General features: G+C 57.5%; 13 protein-coding genes. 10 read left to right on the top strand and 3 right to left on the bottom strand.

From position 1 onward, the window contains the following. Positions 1–18: 18 nt before the first annotated feature. Entirely contained in the window at positions 19–897 is an 879-nt protein-coding gene (locus JJQ76_RS05690) for a class I SAM-dependent methyltransferase (protein ID WP_210395753.1), read from the bottom strand. 242 nt (positions 898–1,139) lie between these two features. Between JJQ76_RS05690 and JJQ76_RS05695 the strand changes: the two genes are divergently transcribed. The 10 genes from JJQ76_RS05695 (at position 1,140) to JJQ76_RS05740 (ending at position 10,730) form a co-directional block, all read left to right on the top strand. Further along, the gene (locus JJQ76_RS05695; protein ID WP_210395754.1) at positions 1,140–1,994 is read left to right on the top strand and encodes an N-acetylneuraminate synthase family protein; all 855 of its coding nucleotides are present in this window, start codon (positions 1,140–1,142) and stop codon (positions 1,992–1,994) included. Positions 1,995–2,020: 26 nt separating this feature from the next. Further along, entirely contained in the window at positions 2,021–3,160 is a 1,140-nt protein-coding gene (locus JJQ76_RS05700) for a polysaccharide pyruvyl transferase family protein (RefSeq protein WP_210395755.1), read from the top strand. Next, on the top strand, positions 3,157–3,642 hold the full coding sequence (locus tag JJQ76_RS05705) for a KdsC family phosphatase (RefSeq protein WP_210395756.1): 486 nt from the start codon (positions 3,157–3,159) through the stop codon (positions 3,640–3,642). Before JJQ76_RS05700 ends, JJQ76_RS05705 begins: the two co-directional genes overlap by 4 nt. Further along, complete coding sequence (locus JJQ76_RS05710; RefSeq protein WP_343232485.1) at positions 3,605–4,351, top strand: acylneuraminate cytidylyltransferase family protein; 747 nt, start codon at positions 3,605–3,607, stop codon at positions 4,349–4,351. Before JJQ76_RS05705 ends, JJQ76_RS05710 begins: the two co-directional genes overlap by 38 nt. Before the next feature lie 3 nt (positions 4,352–4,354). After that, positions 4,355–6,406, top strand: a complete 2,052-nt coding sequence (locus tag JJQ76_RS05715) for a motility associated factor glycosyltransferase family protein (protein WP_210395757.1) — start codon at positions 4,355–4,357, stop codon at positions 6,404–6,406. Between the two features lie 163 nt (positions 6,407–6,569). Continuing rightward, entirely contained in the window at positions 6,570–8,009 is a 1,440-nt protein-coding gene (locus JJQ76_RS05720; RefSeq protein WP_210395758.1) for a flagellin, read from the top strand. A 69-nt stretch (positions 8,010–8,078) separates the two neighbouring features. Continuing rightward, the gene (locus tag JJQ76_RS05725) at positions 8,079–8,462 is read left to right on the top strand and encodes a flagellar protein FlaG (RefSeq protein WP_210395759.1); all 384 of its coding nucleotides are present in this window, start codon (positions 8,079–8,081) and stop codon (positions 8,460–8,462) included. 37 nt (positions 8,463–8,499) lie between these two features. Beyond that, complete coding sequence (fliD, locus tag JJQ76_RS05730) at positions 8,500–9,936, top strand: flagellar filament capping protein FliD (RefSeq protein ID WP_210395760.1); 1,437 nt, start codon at positions 8,500–8,502, stop codon at positions 9,934–9,936. Between the two features lie 27 nt (positions 9,937–9,963). Further along, the gene (fliS, locus tag JJQ76_RS05735) at positions 9,964–10,383 is read left to right on the top strand and encodes a flagellar export chaperone FliS (RefSeq protein ID WP_210395761.1); all 420 of its coding nucleotides are present in this window, start codon (positions 9,964–9,966) and stop codon (positions 10,381–10,383) included. Between the two features lie 5 nt (positions 10,384–10,388). Continuing rightward, positions 10,389–10,730, top strand: coding sequence for a flagellar protein FliT (locus JJQ76_RS05740; protein WP_210395762.1), 342 nt, complete (start codon positions 10,389–10,391; stop codon positions 10,728–10,730). Positions 10,731–10,771: 41 nt separating this feature from the next. Here JJQ76_RS05740 and flgL read toward each other — a convergent pair whose 3' ends face one another. Further along, on the bottom strand, positions 10,772–12,052 hold the full coding sequence (gene flgL, locus JJQ76_RS05745) for a flagellar hook-associated protein FlgL (RefSeq protein WP_210395763.1): 1,281 nt from the start codon (positions 12,050–12,052) through the stop codon (positions 10,772–10,774). A 2-nt stretch (positions 12,053–12,054) separates the two neighbouring features. Next, positions 12,055–14,058: a flagellar hook-associated protein FlgK gene (gene flgK / locus JJQ76_RS05750; protein ID WP_210395764.1), complete on the bottom strand. Its 2,004-nt coding sequence runs from the start codon at positions 14,056–14,058 to the stop codon at positions 12,055–12,057. Positions 14,059–14,135: the final 77 nt, after the last annotated feature.

Consider the following 14,135-nt stretch of genomic DNA (forward strand, 5'->3'; position numbering starts at 1 on the left):
TCAATTAATTGACACGTTTCAAACCGCAGTCGCAATAGCGACCAGAGTATCAGAAGCATCATTCGAACAAAGGATTCTCGCATAGGCCGCATTAAGCTCTTCATCGACCAGCTCAGGCCACACTGCCTGCCCCCCGGGCTTGCCGTTGGATAGCCAATACAGATGATTTGCTAGCGGGTAACGCTGAACGCCCTCTATCCGCTCCAGCGAGAACCCAGAGCTTTCGATAAACGCTTTTAGAGTCTGGCGCGTATGCAGAATCAGATGTTCACTCCAGAGCGTAAAGGCCCGAAAGGCCTCACAATCGTATGTGGATAGCAGCGCGTCACGGGCATGAGGTACTTCGATAACGAGGTGCGAACCAAGCTCCATCTTGGCACGCAACTGATCCAACAAACCAACGGGATCGGTCAGGTGCTCGAACACATGGAACAGCGACACCACCTCAAGCTGCAGGTCCGGCACATCTTCCACCGAGGCATAAACCTCGTATCCACAGCGCACCAGATACGCTCGTTTAGAATCCTGCGGCTCAACCGCGACGACACTGCCCGCACAGGGGGACAGCGCATCGAGAATCCCGCCCGAGCCGGTCCCCACATCCAGCCACCGCTTACCGGAAATCAACGACCTAAAGGCTTCGGCTCGCCGCTCCGTGTCGTTGCGGCCAACAGCAAGCGCCTTCATGCGCTCAGTCTGACCCCATACCCCCTCGGTTTTGTTAGCGTAGTAAGCCGGATTGATGTGATCTTCCCGCCTTAGCACAATGGCACCAGAGCGGTCACAGCGGAGTACTTCGATATCGTCACGATCTCGCACCCGCGGGTAGTAGGAGCGCAAGCTCGCAGCCGTTGAGCTTCCTGTTTTCAACAACAGTGACTTGATCCCACCTGACATACCCCTTACCGCCCCCTCAACCAACATTCGAACAGTCCGAGCGCTGCCCCATGCAGCGCCCCAATTCACTTTTCACGCAACCCCATGATACATTGCCGCGGCGCGCTCGCCCCATCGGCATCGGGTTTGACCCGCGCAGCATCAATTGAAATCAGCCAAAAGAAACCTGCAGAGCAGCCGATACCCGTTATAGCTTCACCCAGCCGGGAAACAACCCTGGCAACAATTTAAAGGAATTGATGATGATAGACCCCCGCGCTTGTTACATTGTCGCAGAGATCGGCATAAACCATAACGGCGATATTGATATAGCGAAACAACTGATTGATCTCGCCAAGAGCGCAGGCTGCGATGCGGTAAAATTCCAAAAGCGTACCGTTGACGTGGTGTACACCGCGCAGGAACTGAGTAAAGAACGGGAGTCGCCCTTCGGCACCACCAACGGCGACCTTAAAAGAGCACTGGAATTCGGCTACGAGGAGTACGCCGAGATCGACCGCTACTGCAGCGACCAGGGCATCGACTGGTTTGCCTCACCCTGGGATGAGCAGTCGGTCGACTTTCTATCCCAGTTCAACACCCCCTATCTCAAGCTGGCGTCGGCAAGCGTTACCGATAAAGCGCTGCTGCAGCACTGCTGCCAGGCTGGTAAACCGTTGCTGATCTCAACCGGCATGTGCGACCTGCCAATGATCGACCGCATCGTCAACACCATCGACGCCGCCGGCGGCGAAATAGCCATGCTCTACCACTGCACCTCCACCTATCCCTCGGAGATGAACGAGCTGAACCTGCTGGGAATCCGCACCTTGAAAGAGGCCTTCCCGCAGATCCCCATCGGCTACTCCGGCCACGAGGCGGGGGTTGCCCCGTCGGTGCTGTCAGTGGCGCTGGGTGCCCAATCCGTTGAACGCCACATCACCCTGAGACGGACTATGTGGGGATCGGACCACGCGGCCTCGCTGGAGCCGCAAGGCCTACGCCGCCTGGTTCGTGATATTCGCGACTTCGAAGTGGCCAAAGGCGACGGCACCATCCGTTTCCTGGAGCAGGAAAAGCCGATCGCCGACAAGCTTCGCCGCAAGCACACGATCTAAACCGAATCAGGACGAGCGCAAACAGCATGAAACGTATTTTCCATGTCGGCGGCTGGAGCCGTAATTACGGCGACTTGGCGCTCCAGAACGGAGTAATGGCCGAGTTTCAGAAACACGCCCAGAACGGCCTCGAATTCGTACCGATTCACTGCCAGCAAACCTGGTTTCACCCGGACCTGATCGAACTGATCAACCGCGACGCCGACATGCTGCTACTGGGCGGCGGCGGCATGGTTTTCCACCGCCCTGAAGACAACAGCCATTCTGGCTGGCAGTTCAACATCCGCACCGAGGACATCGACAAGATCAAAGTCCCGATCGTGGTGTACGGCATCGGCTTTAATAAGTTCTACTACGACGACCGCGGTTTCAAGCCACAGATGGGCGAGAGCCTGCGCCGCGTGCAACAGGCCGCCGCCATTTTCTCGGTACGCAATCAGGGCAGCCGCGAAGCCCTGGCAGGATTTGGTCTGGACGCGGATGCAATCGAGGTGGTACCCGACCCCGGGATGTTCGTCACGCCCGCCAAGCTGACAGTACCGGAATTCAGCGGCAAACACCCCCTGATCGGCCTGAACTGGGCCGGCGACCGGCCGTTTTACCGTTTCCCTGAGCCCTGGGAAGCGCACCGCCAGAGCGTGATCGACTCGCTCTGCGACGCCCTCAACCGGGTGATCGACGAACAGCCCGATGGCTTGGTCGCCTTCGTGCCCCACCTGCAAGAAAACATTGACGCCGAAGTCTACCCCCTGTTTAAGGAACGGCTCGGCGATCGCATCGTCAACATTGAAGAGATCTGCGCCCAGATCTATCCGCCCTCTGCGGTACAGGCCGGATTCCTGGCCGACATCTACCGCCAGATGGACTGCGTCATTGGTATGCGCGGCCACGCCAACATCATCCCCTTCGGGGTCGGCACGCCGATCATCGGGTTTGGCAGCCACAACAAGAACCGTTTCTTCCTGAACGAGTGCGGCTTAAGCGACTACATGATCGACACTACCCAATGCGACCTGAGCGATAGCGCCGACCAGATGCATGGCACCATCAGCCGCTGTTTGGCCAACCGAACCGAGATCCAGACTCATATCCGCGAGCGCAAGGGTCAGTTCAGCGACATCACCGACGACTTTATCAAACGCGCTCTCGGCCTGATCGACGCATGACCCTGACGCTGCTGAACCATCCTATCCACGCGATCGCGTTCGACTTTGACGGCGTTTTTACCGACAACCGCGTACTGGTGGACCAGAACGGCGTCGAAGCGGTCTGGTGCCACCGGGGTGATGGCCTTGGCATCGCCAACCTGCGCCATGCGGGAATGCCGATGACGGTGATCTCGCTGGAAACCAACCCCGTGGTGAGCGCGCGCTGCGCCAAGCTGCAGCTGCCACACCACGGCGGCATTACCGACAAACCGCAGGTTTTTCTCAACTGGCTGAACGAACTGGGAATCGCACCGGAACATGCGCTTTTCATGGGCAACGACGTTAACGACATCGGCTGCTTGAAAGCAGCAGGAGTCGGCGTCTGCGTGGCCGATTCACATCCGGACGTACTCGCCATAGCCGACCTGATATTAAGCAAGCCCGGTGGTCACGGGGCGATTCGTGAACTGGCTGACCTGCTTCTACGAGGCCACGACTAAAGCCATGTCCTGCGTAGCCATCATCCCGGCCCGCGGCGGGTCCAAGGCCATCCCGCAAAAAAACATCACCGACCTGGCTGGCAAGCCACTGCTGCGCTGGACCGTCGAGGCCGCACTGGCCAGCCAGCAGGTTGACCGGGTCATCGTCTCCACCGACGACCCCGCGATTGCGGCGGTTGCACGCGACGCCGGCGCCGAGGTTCCCACCCTGCGGCCGGCCAAGTTCGCGGACGACGATACTCATTCGATCCACGCTGTTCTGCACATGCTGCGCTGGCTAAAAAGCAACGAAACCAACTTGCCCGAACGCTGCTGCATGCTGTTGCCGACCAGCCCGTTCCGCACTGCGTCAGATATCGATGCCGGACTAACCCTGCACCAGCAGGAGACCACGACACCGGTGATCGGCGTCACCGACGCCAAGGTACCCATCATCAGCCTGCGCTGGATCGAAGCGAACCGTCTGCGTCCCATCGACGACTTCCCCGACTTGCAACTGCAACGCCAGGATGGCAAACCCCTTTACCGGGTCAACGGGGCATTTTACGCCGCATCGTCAGCCAAACTTCTCGAACAGCAGTCGTTTCACACCCCCGGCGCACGACCGCTGCTGATGAGTTGGGCCTCATCCCTCGATATCAACACCCCGGCCGACTTAGCTCTGGCACGCATCCTCGCGGCCAACACCGACAAACTGCAGGACCTGTAAGCCATGGCAGAACCCCAGACCGCTCAACAACGCGTCCAAGAGATCAACCAGCGTTTCAATCAAAATCTGGCTTTTTTTAAGGAATTCGCGCCAGCCATTTATGAGCGGTACGCCAACTATCACCCGACCCAAACGCAGCTGCAATACGTGCCAGAAGAAGACGCACTGCATCTGGTCGATATTGCGAGTCAGGGGAGGATCTACCCCTCACCTCCGGAGGCATTCTGTAGGCAGTCAGTGGACGACTTTCTCGCCTCACCGCAGCTGATGACGGTTAACGTTGACCGGATTTCAGAGACACTGTGGGGTGAGAACACCCACATCTACCAGACTAATCGGATAATCGACCTGGTACACCAGGCCCAACAACAACAGCGTCGCCCTCTGCGCACACGCGAGCCCTTCGTGCTGATGCAGGGCCTGGGGTTGGGCTACCAGGTTCCGGCTCTACTAGAGAAGCTGGAGATCCAGTACCTGTGCATCATCGAGCCCTCAGAGGACCATTTCTACGCTTCCTTTGCGGCGATCGATTGGAGGGCGATCTACCAGTATTTCGGCGAGCAAGGTCGCGACCTGTGCCTGATCGTAGGCGAATCAACGGAAGAAACCCTGCGCCACGTCAAGCAGTTCTGCCAGGGAATCGGCTTTTACAATACCGCCAGCCCGCTGGTATTCCCTCATCTAGACAGTGAACAGATTCGTGAGCGGATGGCGCGCATCGCGGAAGATATGCGCATCAACCTTGGCCGGCTGGGCTTCTTTGAAGATGAGGGCATCAGCCTCGCACACACTTACAACAACCTTAAAGATGGGGTGCCAATCTTCCATCCAAAGCCTGAGATCCTGCGCAAACTCCAGAAAGTCCCCGTTATCGTCGCCGCCAACGGCCCCTCGCTCGACAGTGCGCGCGAGTTTCTGCTCGCCAATCAAGACAAGGCGCTGATCTGCTCCTGCGGCACCGCCTTTGAAAGTCTAGTCAGCATGGGGGTCAAGCCCGATCTACATTTTGAGAGCGAGCGTCTGAAAAGCACCTCGGAATGGCTTGAAAAGCTCACCACCGAGTCACAACGCCGTGGTGTTGCGATCTTGGCGCTGAACACGGTCCATAGCGAAACCTTTGCCAAGTTCCCCCGTAAAGGCATGTTCTTCAAACCCCAGGATATGGGCAGCAGCTACTATTTGCACCACCTGAGAGACGCTGACGAAATTATGTACCTGCCTAACTACTCAAACCCAACGGTGGGTAATGCCGGCATCTCATTTACTACCCTGATGGGTTTTCAAAATATCTATCTGGTCGGATTGGACCTCGGCTTTGGCGAAGATGACGCACACCACGCCGGCGCGGGTAAACTGTTTGATCCTCAAGGGGCCAATTTTCAGCAGCACTTTTCACAGCTGACTCAAGCGGCGGACGACAACGCTATTGTTGTCGATGGCAACTTCCGGCCTCAGGTCAGAACCACCAGTGCTTGGATAACCAGTAAGATCTACGCCGAACGCCTGATCGCTGCATCGCCCAACCACCGTTACTACAACCTTAGTGATGGGGTTCGCATCGAGGGTGCAAAAACGACCCGATTTAGCGAGGCCAAGCTGAAGAAGAAGCTGGATAAAGACACGCTGGTCAAGAAGCTGCTTCAAAACTTTTCGCCGCTACCGCCCGGGAGAACCCCCAAGCCAGAGACCCTGCTCGCGCAGCTTAACGATAGTCGGATACTGCTTGAAGGTCTGATTGGATTGTTCAGCAAAGAGCCCGCCAGCTACACCGGGGCACTGGACCAACTGGCCGACCAGCAAGCACTGCTCAACAGTCTCGATCAACAGGACATCAACTACCTGATGCTTCACGGCAGCGTGGAGTACTTTTCGTTGCTGCTGATGATGTTGCTGCAACACTCAGAGACTGAAGTGCAGGGGCTAGAGAACTATCGCGCTGGCGTATCTCTCTATCGGCCCTTTCTGGAACACAGCTTGGCCAATATATCCCTCGATCTGCTGGAACCGGATGATCGTATTCGCGGCATAGAACTGGCCCCTGGTGCCGACTCCTGAGGCAATAGCAGACGCCACAAAAAATCTTCAAAAAAGCCTAAAGCTCCGATCAGAGCCGCCGTTAAACAGATCAACAGGAGTGAGCAGCAACGCTCATTCGAGTTAGCCGAATCATTAGAAAGACGCCGCGTGCAGTACTAACCAGGCGGCAAAGGAGCTTAAAATGGCTGTTATCAACACAAACGTTGCTTCCCTTAACGCGCAGCGCAACCTGGGCAAGTCCCAAAGCGCCCTGCAGACCTCTCTGCAGCGCCTGTCCTCTGGTCTGCGAATCAACAGCGCAAAGGATGACGCGGCTGGTCTGGCGATCTCCAACCGGATGACCACCCAGATTCGCGGCCTGAACCAGGCAGTGCGTAACGCCAACGACGGTATCTCTGTTGCACAGGTAGCAGAAGGCGCGATGCAGGAAACCACCAATAACCTGCAGCGTATTCGTGAGCTGGCGGTTCAGGCGGCTAACTCTTCGAACTCGGCCAGCGATCGTGCCGCTCTGAACGCAGAGGTAACCCAGCTGGTAGCCGAGATCGACCGGTCAGCCACTTCAACCACCTTTAACGGTGTTAACGTGCTGGACGGCACCTTCAATAGCCAGGCGTTCCAGATCGGTGCCAACGCGGGTGAAACCATCGCCTTCTCCATCTCCAGCATGAAAGCTGCTGCTCTGGGTGTTGGCTCATCGTCCAGCTTCCAGTCCTCTGTGACCGGCAGTGCTGTAGGTGGTACTGCTTTGCTAGCTGGTGGTTTGCAGATCAACGGCTTCGCCGTCGCGGCACCGGTATCTGACGGGGTATCATCTGCTGGAGGTAACGCGAGCGGTATCGCCATCGCTAATGCGATAAATGCGATCTCCGGCGACACAGGCGTAACTGCTACTGTTAATGCCACCACTGTTACCGGCACGGCCGTTACCGCAACAACCGCAGCTGTGCAGATCAGCACCACCATCAACGGCGTTGCGATCAATGTCACTGTAAACTCCACTTCGGCAGCGGAAAACGGTAACGCCTATGCTGCAGCGGTCAACGCAGTAAGTGATCTCACAGGCGTTGTTGCCACAGTCACTACTGCATCAACCGGTGCTTACACTCTAACCGCTGCAGATGGCCGCAACATCGACATTACTGCAGCCACTCAGCTGGGTCTCGGCGACAGCACCGCAACCACCCGCTCCAGCGTGGATCTGAGTTCAACCAGCTCTGGCGGCATCACCATCTCCGGTACCGCGGCAGGCCTGACTGCTGCCGGCCTCAGCGCTGGCAACACTCCGGCCACAGTCACCGCCAACTCCGGCGTGTCGTCTATCGACATCAGCACCGCTGCGGGCGCGACTAACGCACTGTCCATCATCGATGCGGCACTGACCAAGGTAGACAGTGAGCGGGGTAACCTGGGTGCGATCCAGAACCGTCTGGACTCCACCATCGCCAACCTGTCCAACATCTCTGAGAACGTGTCCGCTGCGCGGTCTCGGATCCAGGATGCGGACTTCGCCGCAGAAACTGCCGAGCTGACTCGGAACCAGATTCTGCAGCAGGCGGGTACTGCGATGCTGGCGCAAGCCAACCAGCTGCCGCAGTCAGTACTGTCACTGCTACAATAAGCCTAACCGGCTGACGCGGGAGGCCGGCAATCGCCGGCCTTTCGCAGCTTAAGCCCTCGGAGGTTTGCCATGAGTTCTGATATCACAATCCCTTCAAACTCTGGGTCGACGCCTTCACCACGTTCCACCCCCGCTGCCACACCGGAAGTGCAAGGCAGCAGCTCTGCTCCGTCAACACGTGCTGATATCCAGCGCCGGGTCGAACAGACCCAGGAGACACAGGAGATTTCCCAAGAGCGCATGGAACGCCTGGTCGACCAGATCAACGAGTTTGCCGCTCAGATGAGCCGCAACCTTAATTTCAGCGTCGACGACCCAACCGGACATACCGTAATCACCGTGACCGAAAAAGGCTCCGGCGAACTGGTACGTAAAATCCCGTCGGAGGAGTTTCTTGCACTCAGCCGACACATACAGGATATGAACAACCTGTTATTTAAAGAGAAGGTCTAACCCGATACAATCGGCTCAGATTTTCTAGGAGGTTGATATGGCTGGCGGAATTTCCACTCCAGGCATCGGTTCAGGGTTGGATATCGGCTCCATCGTATCCGCCATCGTCAATGCCGAGGGCGCGCCCAGAACGGCCAACATCGACCGCCGCGAGGCGATCATCCAGTCGGAGTTGTCAGCGCTAGGTCTACTCAAAGCCTCGCTGTCCGACTTTCAATCGGCCCTTTCCGGCCTCAGCACTGCTTCCAGCTTTTCCGCGCGCAGCGCCAGCAGCTCTAACGCTGACATCGCGTCGGTAAGCATACTGACGGGGCAGCAGCCCAGCACCGGCTCCTACAAACTCGAAGTGCAGCAGCTTGCTTCCGCGCACAAACTGATTTCCGATGCCGCAGTCGATGCTGATGATATCGGCACCGGCACCTTCACTATCACCACCTTTGGCGCCGACAAACTCGCACCCAGCGATGGTAGCGATGCGGGAGACGGCGACACCTTCAGCGTCGATCTGGCCACCGCCGATGCCGACGAGGATGGTATCGTCTCGCTGGAAGAGCTCAAAGACGCGATCAACGATGCCGAAGACAATCCCGGCATCAGCGCCTCGATCATCAACACCGATGCCGGCGCCCAACTGGTACTCAACGCTGACGACCCCGGGTTGGCAAACGCCTTTGAGGTCACCAGTAGTTTCACCGGTTTAACGATCAACAACCTGGTTGACACCAACGACGTCAATTACGCCAAAGATGCGCTGATTGAGATCGACGGGCAGGCCGTTACCGGCAGCACCAACACCTTTGAAAACGCCATCGACGGCCTCAGCCTGACGCTGAATGCAACCAATGTGGGCCAGACCATCGACATCAACGTGTCTGTCACCACCAGCAGCATCCAGAAGAAAATTGAGGGGTTTGTTAACGCCTATAACTCGTTGCAGTCAGCGTTCAAGGATCAGTCCCAGTTCGATCCGGAAACCACCCAGTCGACCCCCCTGTTTGCCGACTCGTTACTGCGTTCGGTTAGCTCCCAGGTGCGCAATGGGGTCACCGGGCCGGTTAGCTCGTCCAGCAGCGAGCTAAACTCCCTGGCGGCCATCGGCATCACCACCGACTCCAGCGGCCAGTTACAGATCGATTCAGCAACATTGGCCTCGGCAATCAGCAGCGATTATGACGGTATCGTTCAGCTGTTTACCAACGATGATGGGATCGCCAAACGGCTCGACACCACCCTCGACAACTATCTCAAGTCAGACGGCACCTTCGACAGCCGCACCGACTCACTGAACAACAAACTGAGCGGGCTGGAAGATGAACGAGAAGCCTTGGCGCTGCGCCTTGGCAAACTTGAATCCCGGTTAATGAGCCAATTCATTGCGATGGACACACTGGTGGCTCAACTCAACTCCACCAGCGATTGGCTGACATCCCAACTCGAAAGCCTGCCGGGCGTGGTCCGCAAGAGTAAGGACTAACTCGCACACACAGAGAGCTCAAGCTACATGAATACCAAAGCGATAAACGAGTACAACAAGGTTGATTTAAAAAGCGGTATCGACCAGGCATCCCCCCACCGCATGGTGCAGATGCTGCTCGAAGGGGCGCTCAAGCGCGTCGCCACCGCCAAGGGCCACATGGAGCGCAAAGAGGTCGCCCTGCAAGGTGAAGAGATCAGCAAGGCGATTACCATCGTCGGCGGGTTACAGGGTACGCTAAACGCGGACCAGGGTGGCGACATCGCCCGTAATCTGGACGCCCTGTACGACTTCGTGGCCCAGGGATTGGTAGAAGCCAATCGCACGGCATCGGTCGCCAAGCTGGACGAAGTGATGGGGGTGCTGGTGCAGATCAAGAGCGGCTGGGACGCCATTCCCACAGAGCACCATCAGACCACCTCGACGACACCTGAAGCAGGCAAGTAAGCAGCGTGTCAGCACCCACCAACTGGAGCCCGGCCGAATGGCAACAGCGGCTGGGTTCCGTCATTTCGAGCGGCGAAGCGTTGCTCGCCGCATTAGCCGATCCCGATAACGACGACAACGAAACCCTGGCCGCTAAGCGCAGCCAAGAGCTGCGCGCCCTACCTCTGGCCGATGCGCCCACATCACAGCCCCAGGTCGCCGCCTTGCTGCGGCAGCTACTGGAGCAGGACTCGCAACTGAAGCAAGCGGCCGAAGCCCGCCGCTCTGCCATCGCTGCGACCCTGCGCCAACTACGCAGCCGGAGCGACGCAACCAACACCTACCAGAGCATTGCCAAGCGCAAATAAAAAAGCCGGCGTCATGCCGGCTCTTTTAGTTCTAACGCAACCTACAGGAAGTTAAACAGCGACAGGCTGTTGACCCGACTAAAGGTCTGCTGTGCAGCCTGAAGTGCGACCTCCTGAAAGCTGAACTCACTCAGCGCTTCGGCGTAGTCGAGATCCTCAAGGTTTGACAAAGCGGCACGGTTAAACAGCTCAAACTCCTCGTTGAGACCACGCTGGTTTTCCAGCCCGTTCAGCCGCCCGCCGATCTGCGACTGCACCCGGACCACGCCGTTTTGCCCTTCGTCGATCTCGCCCAGCGCTTTGGACACAATGCGGTTAACCTCGTCAGAGGTGGTGGCGTTGGTCAAGCCATCAATCAATGCCTGAGCGGTATTGAGCAAATTGGTCTTGGGCACATCGGGTTGAATGTCGTACTCGCCACCAGACGGCAGGGTCTCTGGGTTAATACTCAGCCCCAGCGCCGTCCCGGTGGTGATACCCAGCGGGTCGCCCGCTGCCGCAACGGTGAGGTTATGGGGAGACCCCATGGCAATCCCGGTTTCCGTTGCCAGTACCGTACCGTCAGCGGCCTCTACCTGAATGTCATAGGTATTGGCGACCGGGTCATTACCGGTTACCCGCAGGGTAATCACTCCGCTGGCGGCGGTACTGAGACCCAGCGCTGTGGTTGCCGCTTTAAAGGCTGCCTTATCGGCCACTTCCAGAGTCAGATTCTGCAGGCTGGCGGCACCGCCGCTGACCACATTCACCACCGGATCTCCTTCGATGGATTGAAAGATCTCCTGGCCGGTGTCAGTGCTCTTGATAAAGGTCTCAGGCCCTACCTGAATAAAACGAGGCTCAGAATCGCCCTGGTAGCTGAATACCCCCGGAGAGGACTCACTGAACGGCTGGGTCTGCCCCTTGGCTCCTGCAAAGAGGTACTCGCCCTGGGCATCCTTGGTGTTCATCAAGCCCAGAATAAAGTTCTGCACCTCTTTGATCTCATTGGCGATACCTGCTCTGTCCTGCTGCTGCAGCGAGGAGTTGTTGGCTTGGATCGCCAGCTCCTTGATCCGGTCTCCCGCATCGTTAATCTGTTGCAGCGTCAGTTCCTGTAAGCTCAGGCGACGCTCGGCCACGGTAATGTTCTCGTTCTGGACCTCATTGGTTTCCAGCTCACGGCGAATCTTGAGAATCTGCGCCGCAGCCACCGGATCGTCGGAGGGGCGCAATAACTTCTGCCCGGTAGAGATCTGGTTCTGGATATTGGCGATGTTGGTCTGCCCGGTCTGAATATTGCGCACACCATTTTGAAACACTTGCAGGCTAGAGATACGCATGATCAGCCTCCTGATGCACTCAGCAAGGTATCGAACAGGCTGCGTGCGGCATTGATGACCTGCGCTGCTGCCTGATACTGCTGTTGGAATTTGATGATGTTGGCCGCTTCTTCGTCCAGGCTGACACCGGAGATGCCGTTGCGCACGGTTTCGGCGTTGCGCATAACGGTTTCGGTAGCCTGCAGATCGATATTGGCGACACTGGCTTTGGTGCCAATGCGCTCGATCATGCGACCGTAATTGTCTTGATAACTGGAGCCGTCCACCAATTTTTCCTGCTGCAGGTTGGAAAGCTGCAGTGCGTTACGGTTGTCGCCGGAGGCGTCCGTGTTGTAGGTGAAATCGAACTTGTCGCCCGTGGCCGCCTTGCCTCGCAGCACCACCTCATAGCCGTTCAGCGTGATCGCGGCACCATCGGTGTAGGTATTACCGGCAGAAATCACCGTCGGGTTGTTCGGGTCGGTCATGTCGTAGACGCTGTAAGTATTGGCATCAGTGAACAGAATACGCGCCGGCGGATTCAAACTGCCCGTTTGTCCCGGCAGGCCAAACTGCAGCGGATCGGTCACGTTGACCTCATCAACCTTGGCCAGACCAACATTGTCCTCTGCGGGCGTGGAACGAACCGGTGATGCAAAAGCCAGCTCATTGCCGGAAGTAAGTTGCATCTCCAACTCCTCGGCACCGAAGCGCACGGGCTGAACCAGCATCAAATCCCGGTCGGTGAACGGCCCGCCACTGGCCGACGCCAACGAGATATCGACGCCGTCGATATTGAGCCGGAGGGTACCGCCACTGGCGTTTTGATCCAGGGTCATATCCTGATAAACCGGGGCACCAGGCGCCGCAGAGCGGGTGGCAAAATCGGCCTTGTTAAAGATCTTGCCATCGGACAAGCGAGTAACGGTAAAGTCACCGTCTTTGTTGAACTTGACCTGATAGTCACTGGCCTTGAGCAACGTGGTATCACGAATCACCACGTTAGAGGTGGTCGCGAGGTCGGTATTATTGGCGCTGGAAGCCCTGACTTCACCGAGATTTGCAGGGTCGTTGAACAGGTTGCTTCCCAGATTACCATCCAGATCGAGCCCCTTACGCTGCTGCTCGTTCATGGTGTCGGCGAACACGATTGCCAGGCGACCGAGTTCGTTCCAGGTCGGAATCAGCACCTCCTCCTTGACCCGTAGCATGCCACCGATCTCGCCACTGGAGATCTGATCGCTGATCTTGATCCGCTTGTCGCCAACCACCAGGTCAATTTCGATATTGTTGATATCGGGATCGCCCTGACGCGCCTGCACTTGGCTGGCGTTACCGCCGATAACCAGCGGCTGGCCATTGCCAATATAGAGATTGATATCGGTCGATCCGGTGCCAGTCTGCACCGACACCCCAGCCTTGGCGCTGAGCGCCAGAACCAATTCGTCACGCTGGTCTTTAAGCTCGTTAGCAGCATCACCGCGGGAATCAGCCAACTGAATCTTTTTGTTTAATTCGGCAACCTGCGTCGCCATTGAGTTCAGTTCACTGACGGCGCTGTCGAGCTGGGTGTTAACGCTGGTATTGAGCCCCCGCAGCTGACGATCCACCTCACTAAAGCGGCGTGTCAAGGCATCCATCTGCGACAAAATCAGCTCCCGCCCGGGAATGGATGCGGGATCGTCAACGCCAGTTTGCAAGGCACTGAAAAACTCGCCCATAGCAGCAGAAATACTGGTTATCGGGTTGGCCAGCAGGTCGTCCACCTGGCCGGTCATCTGGGCAAACGCCTCGGTGGTCTTGAACGAGGCTGTGCTCGACCAGTACTGTTGCATGGCAAACTGATCGACCACGCGGTTAATACTGGTGATCTGCACCCCCAGCTCCGGCGCGGAGCGCGCACTGAGCTCGACCTGCTGTCGGGAATAACCGGGGGTATTAACGTTGGCGATGTTCTGGCTGGCAACTTCAAACCCCTGTTGCGCAACCAACAGCCCCTGCAGGGCAACACTGACTGATCCACTCATGGGAACCTCCTGGGATGGTGCCTCGATGCGCTTTTGGCGACGTTGCTCGTCGGCCGGTTTTGCGTTGCGCTGGCAGC

The sequence above is a fragment of the Motiliproteus sediminis genome (assembly GCF_017912535.1).
Classification (GTDB): Bacteria; Pseudomonadota; Gammaproteobacteria; order Pseudomonadales; family Balneatricaceae; genus Motiliproteus; species Motiliproteus sediminis.

Excerpts from the sequence above, each read along its gene's own strand:
- JJQ76_RS05705 (WP_210395756.1), top strand. The coding sequence starts at position 3,157 with ATGACCCTGACGCTGCTGAACCATCCTATCCACGCGATCGCGTTCGAC.
- JJQ76_RS05700 (WP_210395755.1), top strand. The coding sequence starts at position 2,021 with ATGAAACGTATTTTCCATGTCGGCGGCTGGAGCCGTAATTACGGCGAC.
- fliD (WP_210395760.1), top strand. The coding sequence starts at position 8,500 with ATGGCTGGCGGAATTTCCACTCCAGGCATCGGTTCAGGGTTGGATATC.
- JJQ76_RS05720 (WP_210395758.1), top strand. The coding sequence starts at position 6,570 with ATGGCTGTTATCAACACAAACGTTGCTTCCCTTAACGCGCAGCGCAAC.
- flgK (WP_210395764.1), bottom strand. The coding sequence starts at position 14,058 with ATGAGTGGATCAGTCAGTGTTGCCCTGCAGGGGCTGTTGGTTGCGCAA.
- JJQ76_RS05690 (WP_210395753.1), bottom strand. The coding sequence starts at position 897 with ATGTCAGGTGGGATCAAGTCACTGTTGTTGAAAACAGGAAGCTCAACG.
- flgL (WP_210395763.1), bottom strand. The coding sequence starts at position 12,052 with ATGCGTATCTCTAGCCTGCAAGTGTTTCAAAATGGTGTGCGCAATATT.
- JJQ76_RS05725 (WP_210395759.1), top strand. The coding sequence starts at position 8,079 with ATGAGTTCTGATATCACAATCCCTTCAAACTCTGGGTCGACGCCTTCA.
- JJQ76_RS05715 (WP_210395757.1), top strand. The coding sequence starts at position 4,355 with ATGGCAGAACCCCAGACCGCTCAACAACGCGTCCAAGAGATCAACCAG.
- fliS (WP_210395761.1), top strand. The coding sequence starts at position 9,964 with ATGAATACCAAAGCGATAAACGAGTACAACAAGGTTGATTTAAAAAGC.
- JJQ76_RS05695 (WP_210395754.1), top strand. The coding sequence starts at position 1,140 with ATGATAGACCCCCGCGCTTGTTACATTGTCGCAGAGATCGGCATAAAC.